The sequence below is a fragment of the Streptomyces sp. NPDC006332 genome, assembly GCF_040612855.1.
Taxonomy (GTDB): Bacteria; Actinomycetota; Actinomycetes; order Streptomycetales; family Streptomycetaceae; genus Streptomyces.
On the sequence record NZ_JBEXRA010000038.1, the window covers coordinates 39,223 to 53,387 of the forward strand.

13 protein-coding genes are annotated in these 14,165 nt (G+C 71.4%); 5 read left to right on the forward strand and 8 right to left on the reverse strand.

Annotated features, from left to right (window positions below):
• Positions 1–3: 3 nt before the first annotated feature.
• From ABZ027_RS29085 to ABZ027_RS29095, 3 genes are read right to left on the reverse strand one after another with little or no spacing between them, the layout of a single operon-like run.
• Positions 4–1,545 (reverse strand): oligosaccharide flippase family protein, encoded by a 1,542-nt coding sequence (locus ABZ027_RS29085; RefSeq protein WP_356773488.1) that lies wholly within the window; start codon positions 1,543–1,545, stop codon positions 4–6.
• On the reverse strand, positions 1,542–3,122 hold the full coding sequence (locus tag ABZ027_RS29090; RefSeq protein ID WP_356773490.1) for a hypothetical protein: 1,581 nt from the start codon (positions 3,120–3,122) through the stop codon (positions 1,542–1,544). Before ABZ027_RS29090 ends, ABZ027_RS29085 begins: the two co-directional genes overlap by 4 nt.
• Positions 3,119–4,603, reverse strand: a complete 1,485-nt coding sequence (locus ABZ027_RS29095; protein WP_356773492.1) for a hypothetical protein — start codon at positions 4,601–4,603, stop codon at positions 3,119–3,121. The genes ABZ027_RS29090 and ABZ027_RS29095 overlap by 4 nt, the downstream gene beginning before the upstream one ends.
• Positions 4,604–4,898: 295 nt before the next feature.
• On the opposite strand from ABZ027_RS29095, the gene ABZ027_RS29100 reads away from it, so the two are divergent.
• Together ABZ027_RS29100 and ABZ027_RS29105 are read left to right on the forward strand one after the other, a co-directional pair.
• A complete protein-coding gene (locus tag ABZ027_RS29100) occupies positions 4,899–5,879 on the forward strand; it encodes an NAD-dependent epimerase/dehydratase family protein (RefSeq protein WP_356773494.1) in 981 nt (326 codons plus the stop codon).
• 32 nt (positions 5,880–5,911) lie between these two features.
• Complete coding sequence (locus tag ABZ027_RS29105; protein WP_356773496.1) at positions 5,912–7,111, forward strand: glycosyltransferase family 4 protein; 1,200 nt, start codon at positions 5,912–5,914, stop codon at positions 7,109–7,111.
• An 87-nt stretch (positions 7,112–7,198) separates the two neighbouring features.
• Here ABZ027_RS29105 and ABZ027_RS29110 read toward each other — a convergent pair whose 3' ends face one another.
• From ABZ027_RS29110 to ABZ027_RS29120, 3 genes are all read right to left on the reverse strand, one after another.
• Positions 7,199–8,326 (reverse strand): glycosyltransferase, encoded by a 1,128-nt coding sequence (locus tag ABZ027_RS29110; RefSeq protein WP_356773498.1) that lies wholly within the window; start codon positions 8,324–8,326, stop codon positions 7,199–7,201.
• Positions 8,323–9,015, reverse strand: a complete 693-nt coding sequence (locus ABZ027_RS29115; RefSeq protein ID WP_356773500.1) for a putative colanic acid biosynthesis acetyltransferase — start codon at positions 9,013–9,015, stop codon at positions 8,323–8,325. The genes ABZ027_RS29110 and ABZ027_RS29115 overlap by 4 nt, the downstream gene beginning before the upstream one ends.
• 186 nt (positions 9,016–9,201) lie before the next feature.
• Complete coding sequence (locus ABZ027_RS29120) at positions 9,202–10,674, reverse strand: sugar transferase (protein ID WP_356773502.1); 1,473 nt, start codon at positions 10,672–10,674, stop codon at positions 9,202–9,204.
• A 226-nt stretch (positions 10,675–10,900) separates the two neighbouring features.
• On the opposite strand from ABZ027_RS29120, the gene ABZ027_RS29125 reads away from it, so the two are divergent.
• A complete protein-coding gene (locus tag ABZ027_RS29125; RefSeq protein ID WP_356773504.1) occupies positions 10,901–11,116 on the forward strand; it encodes a dodecin in 216 nt (71 codons plus the stop codon).
• 57 nt (positions 11,117–11,173) lie between these two features.
• Here the strand turns inward: ABZ027_RS29125 and ABZ027_RS29130 are convergent, their stop codons facing one another.
• Positions 11,174–11,665 carry a hypothetical protein gene (locus ABZ027_RS29130; RefSeq protein WP_356773506.1) on the reverse strand — a complete coding sequence of 164 codons (492 nt, stop codon included), beginning with the start codon at positions 11,663–11,665 and terminating at the stop codon, positions 11,174–11,176.
• Positions 11,666–11,795: 130 nt separating this feature from the next.
• Between ABZ027_RS29130 and ABZ027_RS29135 the strand changes: the two genes are divergently transcribed.
• The gene (locus tag ABZ027_RS29135) at positions 11,796–12,200 is read left to right on the forward strand and encodes a (2Fe-2S) ferredoxin domain-containing protein (RefSeq protein WP_356773508.1); all 405 of its coding nucleotides are present in this window, start codon (positions 11,796–11,798) and stop codon (positions 12,198–12,200) included.
• A gap of 45 nt (positions 12,201–12,245) precedes the next feature.
• Here ABZ027_RS29135 and ABZ027_RS29140 read toward each other — a convergent pair whose 3' ends face one another.
• The gene (locus tag ABZ027_RS29140; RefSeq protein ID WP_356773510.1) at positions 12,246–12,938 is read right to left on the reverse strand and encodes a nucleotidyltransferase domain-containing protein; all 693 of its coding nucleotides are present in this window, start codon (positions 12,936–12,938) and stop codon (positions 12,246–12,248) included.
• Between the two features lie 162 nt (positions 12,939–13,100).
• Here ABZ027_RS29140 and ABZ027_RS29145 point away from each other — a divergent pair, with 162 nt between their 5' ends.
• The gene (locus ABZ027_RS29145) at positions 13,101–14,099 is read left to right on the forward strand and encodes an LLM class flavin-dependent oxidoreductase (RefSeq protein WP_356773512.1); all 999 of its coding nucleotides are present in this window, start codon (positions 13,101–13,103) and stop codon (positions 14,097–14,099) included.
• Positions 14,100–14,165 lie beyond the last annotated feature (66 nt).

Sequence of the window (14,165 nt, forward strand, 5' to 3'; positions counted from 1 at the left end):
GGCTCATGCGGCGCGGCGGCGCAGCACTCCGACCAGCTCGCTCACTCTCAGCGACGCCCGATATCGCCACAAACTAATAGCAAATACACACATTCCCAAGGCCATTCCCACGGCGAGTCCTGATGGCGTGTCACCTTCCAGCGCGCGGGAGGCCGTCAGCACGACCGAGACGACGAGCCCGAGGACCAGGGCGTTCAGGTATCCGCCGTCCACGGACCTGAAGCCGAGACGCAACCGGATGAGCGCGGCCGCCGCGAGGTTCTCCACGATGATGGCCGCGCCCCAGGACACTGCGGCGCCGAGCACCCCCCAGGCCGGCACGGCGAAGAACCCGACGATCAGCTGGACCGTGCACGCCGCCGCGGTGACGGCCAGGTGCCAGGAGCTCTTGCCGGCCATCAGGAGCACGGTCTGCGCGTTGCCGACCGCGACGTTCACCATCGAGGCGGCGCACAACACCACCAGGGCCGGCGCGCCGTGGACGAACTCCGGTCCGAAGACCGACAGCACGGTCTGGGGGAATCCCGCGACGAGGAGGAACAGGGGCCAGGAGAACAGCACGATCCAGCAGGTCGACACGCGGTGCAGCTCGTGCGCCTCGCGGACCTTGTCGACCGCGAGCAGACGGCTGAGCTCCGGTGCGACGGCGAGCCGGACGGCGAGCTGGATGAGGGTGCCCGCGGTGACGACGCGGCCGATGGCGGTGTACACCCCCGCCTCGTCCGCGGTGGCCAGGACGGACAGCAGGATGACGCCGATCCACGCCGCGCTGATGTCGAAGACGGAGGAGACGGCGCGGGGGGCGGAGAAGCCCCAGAAGGTCCGCCAGGGCAGGGTGCCGTTTCCTGTGGGGTACGTCGTCCCGTGGCGGGCGCGGCAGCGGCGCAGGGCGATCCAGGCGGCCACCGAGCCTGCCAGGGCGGGCAGCAGCCAGGCCGAGGCCAGGGACAACAGTCCGGGCGCGTAGCAGGCCACGGGTACGGCGATCAGCACCCGCAGGACCGGTTTGCCGATCTGCTCCACGCCGACGAACGGCACCACCGTCCCGTAGCCCCGGGACGCGCCCAGCAGGACCGCGCCCACGGTGGCGGTGGGCAGGAAGAGCCCGAAGAGCCGGACCAGGGCGATGGCGTCCGCGGGAGGCAGTTCGGGCAGGAGCGTGGTGGCCACCGCGGGGAACATGACCAGGGGCACGGCGGCCGCGGTGGCGACGAGCGCCGCCGGAAGGACGGCCATGCGCAGCAGCGCGCCGACCGAGCGGCCGTCGCCGACGGCGAGGTCGCGCGGGACGAAGCGGACGAGCCCGGTGTCGGCACCGAGCTTGCAGGCGTTGCTGAGAATGGTGAACAGGGCGACGCCCGTGAAGATGGCACCAGCCCCGCTCGCCCCGACGGCACGGGTGATCAGACCGACCAGAAGAAAGGAGAAGGCGGCGTTCGCGACGGAACCCGCCATCCCCCACCATCCGCCCCGGGCGGCCACGGCCACCGCGCTCGGGGCGGTGGCCCCGGCGCGGCGACGAGTGGTCGCTTCGGGGGCGGTCATCGACGGGAGACCGTGAGCAGGTCGTCCTGCAGGGGCAGATCCATGGACGCCGCGTCGACGGACGACGGGCGGCGGTGCTTCGGGCGGCGGAACAGGGCACGGAGACGACGGCGCGGGCGCCCGGCGTCGAGCACGGCCCCGAAAAGACGTCCGCCGGCACAGCCGATCAGTTCCTGCACCTGCCTGAGGTCGTCCCGCCGGGTCTTGTCGAGACCGGCGACGACGAGGATGCCGTCGACGCGCTGGGCGACCGCCAGTGCGTCGGCGTGCGCGAGGAAGGGCCCCGAGACGACGACGGTGGACGAGGTGGTCTCGGACCCCGTCCCGTCCGTCTCGGAGGTGGTCGCCCGGGTGAACGGTCCGGTGACACCGCCCGACGCGAAGGCGAACCGGCCGGCGGCACCGGCGTCGACGACGACGCCGCCGTCGGTGGGGTACCCCTCCCCCGTGGCGGATGCCTCGTACGGAACCAGCGGCAGCCGGGCGGCGAGGCCGGAGGTGTCGGGAGCGGCGTCCAGCAACAGCACGTCGCCCCCTTCCTCGCGGAGGGCGGCCGCCAGGTTGGCGGCGACCTCCTCGGCGGCGCCGGCCCGGCGGGGGGCCACGACGAGTACCTGGCCGGGACCCGCGGCACCGCCCATCTGCCGCAGCCTGAAGGCCAGGGCCCGGTATGCCTCGGTGCGGGGACTGTCGGTGTGACCGACCGTCAGCAGGGCGTCGTCGCCGCCGTCGTCGGACGGCAGGATGCCGAGCACCGGCGAGCGCAGGGCGGCCCGCACCTCACCGACCGACCGGACCCGGGTGTCCAGGGCGGAGCGCACCCAGGCCAGCACGATGCCGAGGAGGAGACCGCAGGCCAGCCCGAGGGCGAGCAGGGTGCGCAGGCCCGGCCCGACCGGCAGGGTGGGGGGTTGGGCCGCGCGGACGATGTCACCGCCGTCGGTGTCGCGGGACTTGATGTCGAGGACGCGCTTTTGCAGGTTGTAGAGCTGGTTCTGCGCGGCGGGCTTCGCCGTCGCGCGCTCCAGCTGCTGCTGGGCCAGCCGCTGGTTCAGCACGGCGATCTGCTGCTCCAGGGCGCTGATGGCCCGCTGCACGGTGGCGTTGTTACGGATCTTGCGGTCGGCGAGATAGGCCTGGGCGAAGGCGTTGGCGCCGCGCGCCGCGCGCTCCGGCGAGCGGGCGGTGAACTCGAAGCGGAGTACCTGGGACTTCATCGGGTTGGAGACGCGTACCCGGGCCCCGAGCACGCCGGCCTGGCTGCCGGTTCGGCCCAGGAGGAGCGCCGCCTGGTGGGCGACGCCCGCGCTGCCGGCGATCCGTTGCTCCGTGCTCATGCTGACCTGGTTGTCGGCGGAGACGCCGACCGCCCCGAAGGGGTCGGTGGTGGAACGCACCAGGACTTCGCTGGTGGCGGCGTAGGTGTGGGCTCGTTGCACGGACAGAGCCAGCCCGCCGAGCACTCCCAGGAGGATGCCCAGCGTGATGAGGACACGGTGGCGCAGGAGCCGGCGCAGTTGGTCGCGTAGCTGGTCCGGCTCGTCGTACCGGTCGTCGAATGGAGTGGGGCCGGTCACGGGTGCCCTCCTGTTCCGGAGATCGATGCATGACGGATGGGTCCGGTCGGCACCGCCGATGAGGGGAACCGGGATGCCCTGCCGGTAGGGGTGCTGATGAGCAGCGGGACGGTCACCAGCAGCGTCAGCGGGCCCGCGATGCCCAGCAGGCTGCCGCGCAGGAGGACCATCTGGTAGAAGGCGAAGGCCGGGACCAACAGCGCCGCCAGGGTGCCTGCCTGGTCCCGGAGCCGGTGGTGTACGTCGTCCATACGCCGTCCGGCCGCGCCGAACAGGCAGAACACGACGACCACCGCCCAGGGGCCGGCCCACAGGTAACTCTCGATCCACAGGGGTGCGGAAAGGTTGACGAAGTCGTATCCCGCGTACTCGGCGAGGGTGATGCCGGTGTCGTCCGGCTTCTCCGGCCACATCGTGCGCGGCACCATGAACAGCGCGGGGCCGAGCGCGTCCTGGGGGGAGTATCCGTTCTCCCGCGCGTAGTCGAGCCCGGTCTGCACCTGCTGGAACGCGTCGTAGTCACCGTTGCCGGTGAACTGGTCGGCGAGCGAGACGACGGTGACGTCCTCCCGGTCGGAGTAGCGGAAGTAGTCGCTGTACGGGAAGACGAGCAGGAGCGCCGCGATGAGTCCGACCGCCGCGACGCGGAAGACACGGGGCCGACGCAACCAGGGCATGGTGAACAGCAGGGTCAGCAGGATCGTGCCGACCCAGAACCTGGGCTTGCTGATGGGGTTGTTGACGACGACGTTCAGTGCGAGGAGCACCGGCAGCAGCAGCCAGCGGACACCGCGCAGCCACCGGTCGCCGCCGGACAGGCGCGGTACCCGCAGCAGGCCAAGCAGCGCCCAGAACGCGGGCACGGACAGCGACCAGCTGAGCAGGACCTGCACGAAGGCACCGTCCACGTTGTCCGTGGCGCCGAACTTGGTGATGGCCTGCCGACTGGTGAAGTACGCACCCAGCCGGCCGGGCTGACCCGAGATCAGCAGCACCGCGAACACGAGGGCGACCCCGCACAGCGCCAGCAGGCGCCAGGGCGCCAGACGGCGGGCGAGCAGGCGCTCCAGGAACCCCGGCGCGGTGGGGGCCACGCTTGCGCGGCCCCTTCGGGCGGCGAGGGCCGCTCCGGCGCTGTAGGCGACGAGTCCGAGTTCGATGACCGCCACCGCCCCGACGGTCGTCACCTCGCTGGTCCGGTACGACCAGGGGTAGGTGTCGGTGGCGAGCATCGCCAGGGGCGCGAGGCCGAGCCAGATGTAGGCGAAGACCCAGAAGCCGAAGGCGACGAACCGCATCGTGGTCGCGGAGAGCACCCGGGCGAGCGCACCACCGGTGTGCGCCACGACGACACCTTGCAGAGCGAGTGCGGCCGACAGGTGCAGGCCGTGCGACTGGAGGATCAGCCCCGGTAGCAAGACGGTCAGCACCACGGCCCAGACAGAGACCGCAGCCACACTGCGGACGCGCGCGTCCTGCATCCCGACCTCTCTGCCGAACGAGTATTCAGGCTGAATCTTCACTGAAAGATATATAGCGCCTTTAATTCGCAAATCATCCTAGGCGCGCATGATTCACCCACTTCAACGCGGCCATACCCGGACAGAGTCATCGGGTGATTGTGGATATCGGGCGGCGTGCCTTTTACCCCAAATCATGACAAATCTGCATAGCTTATCGCGCAGGTCTCCGCGCAACCGGTGCTGGAACGGGCGTCACGCAGCGCTGGGTCGGCTGACCGCACATCAGATCTCCGGAATCCCAGAGGAGTTGCGCATGAGCAAGCAGGTCGACGTCGTCGTCGCCGGAGGCGGGGGTTTCATCGGTGGTCACCTGGTGGGGGACCTACTTGCCCAGGGACTGACCGTCCGCTCCATCGACATCAAGCCCCGGCACGAGTGGTACCAGGTCCACCAGGGCGCCGAGAACGTGATCGCCGACCTGTCGCTCCCGGACAGTGCTCGCGCGGGAGTGCGGGGCGCCCGCCAGGTGTACATGCTGGCCGCCGACATGGGGGGCATGGGCTTCATCGAGAACAACAAGGCCGCGTGCATGATGTCGGTGCTGACCAGCACCCACATGCTCAAGGAAGCGCACGAGGCCGGTGTGGAGCGCTACTTCTACTCCTCCTCCGCCTGCGTGTACGCGGCCGACAAGCAGACCGACCCGAACGTCACCGCCCTCAAGGAGGAGGACGCCTATCCGGCGCAGCCGGAGGACGGCTACGGGTGGGAGAAGCTCTTCTCCGAGCGCATGTGCCGCCACTACGCCGAGGACTACGGGTTCGTCACCCGTGTCGCCCGGTACCACAACGTGTACGGCCCGCACGGCACCTGGACCGGAGGCCGGGAGAAGGCTCCCGCGGCGGTGTGCCGGAAGGTCGCCGAGGCGGTCTTCTCGGGCGAGCACCGGATCGAGATCTGGGGCGACGGGGAGCAGAGCCGCTCCTTCATGTACATCGACGACTGCCTCCACGGCAGCCAGATGATCATGGCCGGGGACAGTGGCGTACCGGTCAACCTCGGCTCGTCGGAGCTGGTGACCATCAACCAGCTCGTCGACATCGTCGAGCAGATCGCGGGCGTCCGCTGCGAGCGCAGCTACCGGCTCGACGCCCCGCAGGGGGTGCGCGGACGCAACTCGGACAACACCCTGATCCGCGAGATCCACGGCTGGGAGCCGTCGATCGCCCTGGCCGACGGTCTGGAGAGGACCTACGCCTGGGTCTACGACCAGGTCAAGCGCTCCCACCAGTGACACCCGACCGAGTATCAGGACACGGACAACCGATGAGGATCCTCGTCCACGACTACAGCGGCCACCCGTTCCAGGCCCAGCTGAGCCGGGAACTGGCGCGACGCGGCCACGATGTCGTCCACTCGACCTGTACGGCCTACGTCTCCGGCAAGGGCAACCTCGCCGGGGACGTCCCCGGCCTCCGTTTCGTCACCATCGGGGACAGCACCGCGCTGCGGAAGGAGGCCTACTTCCACCGGCTCCGCCAGGAGACGCTGCTGGGTCTCGAACTCGCCCGGCAGGTGCAGCGCGAGAGACCCGATGTGGCGCTGCTGTCCAACCTGCCCATTCCGGTGCTGGTGGTGGCGGCGGCGGTGCTGCGGCGGCTGCGCATCCCGTGGGTGCTGTGGCACCAGGACGTGACCGCCGTCGCGCTCAAGAGCTTCGCCGCCGCCGACGTCGCCAAGTCGATGGGCGTCGCCGCCAGGGTCTTCGGGGCGGGCGAGAAGTGGGCGGCGCGCCGGGCCTCGGCCATCGTCGTGATCGCCGAGTCCTTCGTGCGGATCCACCGGCAGTGGGGCACCTCCGGCAAGGTGACCGTCATTCCGAACTGGGCGCCGCTGGACGAGATCGTCCCGGTGGCCCGGGCCAACGCCTGGTCCGACGAGCAGGGTCTGAGCGGTGTGCGCACGCTGCTGTACTCCGGCACCCTGGGCCTGAAGCACAACCCGGTGCTGCTGGTGCGGCTGGCCGAGCGGTTGCGTGACCGGGGCACTCCGGTACGTCTCGTCGTCGTCAACGACGGCCCGGCGGTGCCCGTCCTCAGGCAGGCGGCGGCCGCGCGTGGCGTCGATCTGACGCTGCTGCCCTTCCAGCCCTACGAGCGACTGCCCGAGGTGCTGGGCACGGGCGATCTCCTCGTCGTCCTGCTGGCGGCGGACGCGGGGGAGTTCTCGGTGCCGTCCAAGACCCTGTCCTATCTGTGCGCCGGGCGCCCCGTGCTCGGGCTGATGCCCGCCGACAACCTGGCCTCGCAGTTGCTCCATCAGGCGGGGTCGGCCGTCTTCCCACCGGAGGAGTCCTCACTCGAGGAGGCCTCCGTCTGGGTCCAGGAGGTCCTTTCCGACCCGGCGCGCGCCGAGTCGCTGGGCAAGGAGAGCCGTGCCCTGGCCGAGCGGGAGTTCGCCCTGGAGCACTGTGCCTCCCGCTTCGAGGACATCCTGCGGGCGGCGGGCCGGGTCTCCGCCCGCTGAGGGAGGCGTGATCGCAGGGAGTGCCGGCCACCTTGGGCTCGCCGTCGGTCCGACGGGCCCGAGGTGGCCGGCACTTTCAGCGCCCGGTCACCGGCATCCCGGTCGGTCCCGGTAGATGTCCTCCAGCTGATCCACGACCGCGCGGATCGAGAAGACCTCGTCGATCGCGCGGCGGCCGGCCTCGGCAAGTCCGGCGCGCAGCCCCTCGTCGGCGAGCAGTGCGGCCACCGCGTCCGCCATGGCCTGCGGGCTGCCGTCGGTGACCAGTGCGGCGTGCCTGCGTTCCAGTTCGGCGGCGATGCCGCTGCTGTCCGTGCAGACGACCGGTGTCCCCTCGGCCAGTGCTTCCAGGACCGTCATCGGGAACGGCTCGTGCACGCTCGGCAGGACGTACACGGCGGCTCTCCGGTAGGCCTCCAGCGCCGCGGAGTGGCTCAGCGCGCCGCCGTAGGAGACCACCTCGGTCAGCCCGCGGTCCGCGACGAGCCGGTTCACCGCCGGGAGGGATCCCTCGTCCGCTCCGTAGAGGGTGAAGCGTGCCTCGGGGATCTCCTTGTGCACCAGGGCCGCCATCTCGACGAAGGCCTCGGGGCGTTTGCGCGGGTGCAGCCGGGCGAGGAAGATCACCTCGCGGTCGTCGCCCGGCCGGGGCCCCGGCCCGTCACCGGTGGTGCGCAGGCCGTTGGGCAGCGACACCAGCGGTGGCCCGTCCGGGCCGAGCACCGCGGTCAGGGACCGCCGCTCCCGGTCGGTGAGCACGAGGCAGCAGCGTGCCCGGCGCAGCAAGGGAACGTACAGACGGTCGAAGACCCGCGCGACGACACCGGTACGGGGCTCGACCATGCCGTGCGTCTGGGTGACGAAGTCCTTGCGCCGCAGCCGGGCGACGGCGAGCGCGGCGAGCGAGACGAGGTCCCGTCCCGCGTGGAGGTGAACGGCGTCGGCACGCCCCATGGTGCGCCACAGGTCACGCAGCAGCAGGGGATGCATGAGTCCCAGACATCCCCGGCCCGGGACCAGGCGCTTGGCCGGGCGGGAGACGAAACGGACGGCGCCGATGCGGTCCGAGGCCTGTGTCCGGCCCCGCCACAGCGACACCAGGGTCACGTCGTGGCCGCGTTCGGCGCACTCCCCCAGTTGGGCGACGGCCACGCTCGTCGGTCCGCCGAAGGCACCGTCGTCGCTGACCAGCGTGACCACATGGACCAGTCTCATGCCGTGGCCCCCTTCGCTGACGCGGACGCAGCCGTCGCCGACGTGGCGCGCGCGGTAAGAACCGACTCCGGTGCGAGGTCCTGGTGGGCGACGGCGCCCGCGCCCACCACCGCGCCCCGGCCGACGGTGACACCGCGCAGCACGACCGCGCGGGCCGCGACCCAGCTCCCCGGCTCCAACCGGATGGGGCCGTTGTCGAACTCGAAGGTGGCGCACCGGCGACGATGGCTGCCGGTGCACAGCAGCGCGCTCTGCGAGACGCAGCAGTCGCTGCCGATCGTGACGGGTTCGAGGTTGAGGATCCAGACGTCCTCGCCGATCCACACGTCGTCGCCGACGTCCAGTTTCCACGGCCAGTGGATCCGCACCCCTCGCCGGATCAGCACCCGCTGTCCGACCCGAGCGCCGAAGGCACGCAGCAGGGCCGGCCGCAGCCGGGCCGGGAACCACCACTTGACGAAGAGCAGGTGGAGGGCGGCGAACCAGGCCGCCTGCACCAGCACGGGCCGCCCCTTGTCGTAGCCGGCACCGGTGAAGCCCCGGAGGGTTCGCGTCACGACGGGCCGGTGCGGCGTCTGCGCTCCGGCGTCACCCGGGAGCGGGGCGCCTGCGGGCTGTGCCACTGGGGGCTGTTCGGCTGCGGGCTGTTCGGCTGTGGCTGTGGTCTGTGCGGCTGTGGTCTGCGCCATGACGGTGTCCCTTCCCGAGGCCCAAGACGTCCACGTCCGGGATCCTTCACGTCCCCGCGGACGGATCACCCGCGATCACCGCGTGTTGGCGGCAGACCTGCCCGGATGGAGGACCCGCCCCGAGGGGCGTGCCGGGGGTCGACGGCACGCCCCTCGGGGACACCTCCGTGCTCAGCAGGCTCGTGCTCAGTAGGCTCCTTGGCCGTCCAGCACCGCGCGTACGGTGCGGACCATGACGTTCATGTCCCCGGCCAGGGACCAGTTGTCGACGTAGCGCAGATCGAGCGCGACGGTTTCCCGCCAGGACAGATCCGACCGTCCACTCACCTGCCACAACCCGGTCAGGCCCGGTTTGACCATGAGCCGGCGCATCTCCGTCCCGTTGTACTTGACCACCTCCTCGGGAACCGGAGGGCGGGGACCGACCAGGGACATGTGGCCGAACAGGATGTTGAACAGCTGGGGCAGTTCGTCCAGCGAGAATCGGCGCAGGACGCGCCCCACGGGAGTGACCCGGGGGTCCCGGCGCATCTTGAACATGTGGCCGTCGTTCTCGTTCTGCGCCTCCAGCCCGCCCTTGAGCCGGTCCGCGTCGACCACCATCGTGCGGAACTTCCACATGGCGAACGGCGTCATGTTCCAGCCGACCCGGGTCTGCCGGTAGAGAGCGGGGCCGGGCGACCCCAGCCGGACCGCCAGCGCCAGCGCCAGCAGCAGCGGCGAGAGCAGGATGATCAACACCAGGGCGCACACCCGGTCCACCACGGACTTGGCCAGCGTGTGCACACCCCGCTGCAGCGGCGGTGCGATGTGCAGCAGGGTGAGGCCGGCCGCCGAGGTCAGCTGCACCCGTCGACGCGCCACGTCGACGATGCCGGGCAGCACCATGAGCGAGCGGCCCCGGTCGTGCAGCATCCAGGACAGCCGGCGCACCCGCTCGCCGGACAGGTACCGGCCCGGGGCCACGAAGACCAGGTCGGCCGCGAGTTCGTCGGCAGCCCCGAGCACCGCCGTGGCGTCCGCCTCGGGTGTCTCGGGCTCCTCGCAGGGCAGTCGCACGCACACCGGAACCCCGGAGCGCACCTCACCCTCGCCCACCGGGCAGGATCCGACGATCACGTACTCGTGGTCGGTGCGCTGGGCGAGCTGCTCGACCACGGCGTCGACGGTCGGGGGCTCCCCCACGACCAGCACGTGGCGCAGCGCGCGGGCTTCCCGGCGGGCCGCCAGCAGGTGACGGTGAATCAGTTTCTGGCAGAGGCCGGTGAGGACCAGTGCGGGGATGAGCGCCGTGAACGCCTCGGCGGGCACGCTGTCGAGCCCGCAGATCACACGGAGCGTCGCCAGAGCGCCGACCAGGACCAGCCAGTCCCGTACGACGGCCCGCAGGCCGCCCTTGTCGCCCCAGGCCAAGGACGTGTACCGCTTGCTCATCACGCCGATCAGCGGCCACAGCAGGGCCGCAGTGGCAGCCAGGCGCAGCGGGTGGGGTTCGTGGACCTTCACGATCGCCGCGCCGACCGGCAGGGCCGCGGCCAGCAGGTCCACACAGACCGAGAAGGGGCAGTACCAGCGTGCCCGGGTCTCCGCGCGGTAGACGGGGCGGCGCGCCACGGAAACTGGCGCCTGCCGGGACATCGCGTTCTTGAACCGCCGCATGGTCTCCTCTCAACCCCCAATCACAGATCACGGGCGCACCGCGCGGACCAGAGTCGCGCGCAGTCACGCCCTTGGATGTGATTCTTATATCATTGGATGGGTAGCAATATCGTACTTTTATGCCTGCCTCTGTGTGGCGCTCGGGGCACGGTGGAGTGACGGGCCAGGGCGCACCGAGGCGCGCCGGCACAGGTGACACCGCGGTCACCGCGGAGAGGAGCCCCGCATGTCGAACCACACGTATCGGGTCACGGAGATCGTCGGTACCTCGCCCGAGGGCGTCGACCAGGCCGTCCGCAACGGCATCGCTCGTGCCGCACAGACCCTCCGCAACCTCGACTGGTTCGAGATCACCCAGGTACGGGGCCAGATCGAGGAGGGACAGGTGGCGCACTGGCAGGTCGGCCTGAAGGTGGGTTTCCGGCTCGACGAGTCGGACTGACGTCCCTGACGTCCCGAACCCGGGTCCCGGCGGCGCCTCGGTCCGGGCGGAGTGGCGTCAGGTCCGCCCCTCCCGTTCCTGAGCCACCTTGAGCTCCGCCGACTGGGCCGCCCAGCGTGCCCGTACGACCCTGAAGCCCTCCCGTTCAGCGTCCTCGCACACCAACTCGTCGTCGTCCACGAACACCCGGACCTCCCGGGTGTCGGCGAGACGGCGGAGGGTCTCAAGCTTGGTGCGCCGGGCGGGCCTGCGGTCGTGGTCGCGCCGCATGTACACACGCCCTTCGGGCAGGCCCTGCGCGGCGAGCCAGTCCAGTGTGTCGCGCCGACAGCGCTCCGGCCGGCCGGTGAGGTAGACGACCTCGCACTCCCGAGCGCTCTCCAGGACCAGCGCCACGCCCTCGGCGAGCGGCGGGTCCTGCGGCGCGGCGGCGAAGAAGCCGTCCCAGTCACGCGGCTTGCGCTCCAGGAACCGCTGCCGGTGGGCCGTGTCGGCGAGGGTGTTGTCCAGGTCGAACACGGCCAGCGGAAGACTGCTGCGGTCGGTCACACGTTCCACCCTAGTGCCGCGACAGGCACTGGACACCTGGCGGCCCCCACGCCCCCGGCGGCCACAGACGACGTGGGAGACGGGCACCCCGGCGCCATCGCGTGATCAGCGTGGGCCCCATGCTTGTCCCATGCCTTCGACGCCCCGAACGCCCCTGTCCGGCTCCGCCTCCTGCACGCTCGTCGTCTGCCGGGGCTGCTGCTGCGGCAACGCCCGCAAACAACCCGGCACCGACCCGGCCTGGCAACTGGAGCTGCTGCGGGCGGGTGCGGCCGAACACGGCTTCCGGGTCCGCACGACCGACTGCCTGGGCCCCTGCGACCAGGCCAACGTGATCGTGGTCCGCCCGTCGGCGGCAGGGCGCCGGGCCGGCGGGCGGGCGGTGTGGATCGGGTTCGTCATGGACGACGACAGCACCGAGGAGGTCGTGCGGTGGGCGGCGGCAGGCGGGCCCGGTGTCGCCGAGCCGCCGCTCACGCTGGAGTTGCAGTTCATCCGCCCGCCCAGGGACGCGCGCGTCCGGTCCCGGCGTTGAGCATCCCAGCCGGACGCAGGAGTACAGCCGACCACCGACCGCCCGTCACCGTTCAGCGGTGTAGAAGTGGCGGCGGACCCGGTGCAGCCACGCCTCCGCCGCCGCCTCGTCGGGCTCCTCGGGCAGCACACCGCGGGTCTCGTCGAAGGCGGTCTCGTAGTGGTGCAGCAGGGACAGCGCCGCCGACGGGTCGGCGGCCACCCGGTCGCCGAACGCGTGGTACTCCTCGGGGTCCTCGACGTGGATCTCCAACCGGCCGGTGGCGTACAGCTGGAGACCCTGGTGGCACAGCCGTTTCAGGTGCCGGGCGTGCTTGGCGGTACGCCCCCGGGTGTCCGCGGAGAACGAGCCGTCGCCGCGGTTCTCCAGCCGGCGGAACTGCTGGGTGGCGTAACCGAGATAGGCGTCCCGGACGCGCTTCGCGCACAGGAACGACGTACGGATGCCGATGAGTTCCTCGCCCAGCGGCGTCCGGAGCTCGTACAGCTCGTCCGGGAGCCACACCAGCTCCATGACGGTCGGATTGCCGCCGAGGGCGAGCCGGCACCACTTCGCGGCCTCGTGCAGGGTGCGGTCCGGTGCCGTGGTGACGTGGGACTCCTTCGGGCCGCGCAGGCCGTGCAGTTCGGTGGTGGGCGCGGCGAAGAGGCCGAGGCGGTCGACGTCGGAGCCGGCGTGGGCGAGTCCGTACGCGGTGGAGCCGACGACGCCGGACAGCAGGAGGTTCGGGACGGTCACGGTCGGCCGCCTTCCTTGGGTGTGACGTGGTGGAGGTGCGGCCGCCGCGGAGGGTGTGTCCCATTGTGCTGACCAGGCCGATCGCGGTCACCCGGATTTCCCGGGCCCGGCCGGGCCGACGGCGGACGGGAATGTCATCGCCCGCCACGCGTTGAACCCCATGTGAGTTCCCTGATCGCCGCCACCCGCTTCTCCGTCCTCGACCGTTCCCGGACCCGGGAGGGCCACGCGAACGCCGAGGCGCTGCGCGACACCGTGCGCATGGCGCGGGAACTGGAGCAGCTGGGCTACCACCGGTTCTGGGTGTCGGAGCACCACGGGGTGCCCGGCGTCGCCGGTTCCGCGCCGACGGTGCTGGCCGCCGCGGTGGCCGCCGCGACCGAGCGGATCCGGGTCGGCACCGGCGGGGTGATGCTGCCCAACCACCAACCCCTGGTCGTGGCCGAGCAGTTCGGGGTGCTGGAGTCCCTCTTCCCCGGGCGGATCGACATGGGGCTCGGCCGTTCCGTCGGCTTCACGGACGGGGTGCGCAGAGCGCTGGGGCGCGGCAAGGACGTGGCGGACGATTTCGCGGCGCACCTCGACGACCTGCTCGGCTGGTTCCGGGGCACCTCTCCCACGGGCGTGCACGCGCGTCCCGCCGAGGGGCTGACGGTGCCGCCGTTCGTCCTGGCCATGGGTGAGGGCGCGACGATCGCGGCCGACGCCGGGCTGCCCATGGTCATCGGAGACCTGCGCAACCGCGAGAAGATGCGGCGCGGCATCGACCACTACCGCACGCGGTTTCGCCCCTCGCCCTGGGCGCGGGAGCCGTACGTCGTCATCTCCGGCACGATCGCGGTGTCCGCCACGCCCGAGGAGGCCCGGCGGCTGCTGATACCGGAGGCCTGGTCGATGGCGTACTCGCGCACCCACGGCACCTTCCCGCCGCTGCCGCCCGCCGAGCGCGTGGAGGCCCTGGCGATGACCGAGAAGGAACGCGGCTTCTACGAGTCCGGGCTGACCGGGCACATCGCCGGCACCGAGGAGCAGGTCGCGCACGAGCTGGAGACGGTGCTGAAGGAGACGGGGGCCCAGGAGGTCCTGGTCACCACGAGCGGTTACGACCGGGAGGCCCTCCTGGACTCCTATCGGCGGCTCGCCCGGATCACCGCCCGCTGAGCCCCCGCTGCCCGGCGGCCCGCCCTGGTTCGCATAGGATCGCGGGGTTTGTCCTCGGCCCGGCCA

What these genes read in the sequence shown, in the direction of transcription:
- ABZ027_RS29085 (WP_356773488.1), bottom strand. Translation starts at nt 1,545, where the DNA reads ATGACCGCCCCCGAAGCGACCACTCGTCGCCGCGCCGGGGCCACCGCC.
- ABZ027_RS29095 (WP_356773492.1), bottom strand. Translation starts at nt 4,603, where the DNA reads ATGCAGGACGCGCGCGTCCGCAGTGTGGCTGCGGTCTCTGTCTGGGCC.
- ABZ027_RS29100 (WP_356773494.1), top strand. Translation starts at nt 4,899, where the DNA reads ATGAGCAAGCAGGTCGACGTCGTCGTCGCCGGAGGCGGGGGTTTCATC.
- ABZ027_RS29105 (WP_356773496.1), top strand. Translation starts at nt 5,912, where the DNA reads ATGAGGATCCTCGTCCACGACTACAGCGGCCACCCGTTCCAGGCCCAG.
- ABZ027_RS29110 (WP_356773498.1), bottom strand. Translation starts at nt 8,326, where the DNA reads ATGAGACTGGTCCATGTGGTCACGCTGGTCAGCGACGACGGTGCCTTC.
- ABZ027_RS29115 (WP_356773500.1), bottom strand. Translation starts at nt 9,015, where the DNA reads ATGGCGCAGACCACAGCCGCACAGACCACAGCCACAGCCGAACAGCCC.
- ABZ027_RS29120 (WP_356773502.1), bottom strand. Translation starts at nt 10,674, where the DNA reads ATGCGGCGGTTCAAGAACGCGATGTCCCGGCAGGCGCCAGTTTCCGTG.
- ABZ027_RS29125 (WP_356773504.1), top strand. Translation starts at nt 10,901, where the DNA reads ATGTCGAACCACACGTATCGGGTCACGGAGATCGTCGGTACCTCGCCC.
- ABZ027_RS29135 (WP_356773508.1), top strand. Translation starts at nt 11,796, where the DNA reads ATGCCTTCGACGCCCCGAACGCCCCTGTCCGGCTCCGCCTCCTGCACG.